The organism is Mesorhizobium sp. M7D.F.Ca.US.004.03.1.1 (assembly GCF_003998635.1).
Lineage (GTDB): Bacteria > Pseudomonadota > Alphaproteobacteria > Rhizobiales > Rhizobiaceae > Mesorhizobium > Mesorhizobium loti.
In genome coordinates this window covers 1-400 of record NZ_RZQG01001862.1, presented here as the reverse complement: position 1 = coordinate 400, position 400 = coordinate 1, and the positions used below count along the sequence as shown (strand labels likewise).

General features: G+C 68.8%; 1 protein-coding gene. It reads left to right on the top strand.

The genetic code is table 11. From position 1 onward, the window contains the following. On the top strand, positions 1 to 295 hold a 295-nt coding region (locus EN935_RS40420; RefSeq protein WP_164771950.1), incomplete at its 5' end, for a DUF2493 domain-containing protein. Between the last annotated feature and the right edge of the window lie 105 nt (positions 296 to 400).

The window sequence follows — 400 nt, the reverse complement described above, 5'->3', positions numbered from 1 at the left end:
CGACAAGGCCCGCGAGAAGCATCCCGACATGGTCCTGCTCCACGGGGGCAGCCCCCGCGGCGCCGAACGCATCGCCGCCTGCTGGGCCGAGAACCGGAAGGTCACCCAGATCGCCTTCAAGCCGGACTGGAACCGTCACGCCAAGGCCGCTCCGTTCCGCCGCAACGACCAGCTTCTCTCGGTGGTGCCCTACGGCCTGATCGTCTTTCCCGGCTCCGGCATCACCGACAACCTTGCCGACAAGGCCCGTCGGCTCGGCATCCCCGTCTGGCGGTTCGCGGAGGGCGGCGCGTGAAGCGCCGGTTTCCTCGCATCCGCACCATCGAACCCGACCGGGTTCGGCCCGCTCGAAGCGCGCTGCTGATTGGACAACTCGCCGTCGACCATCGCTATGCAGGAC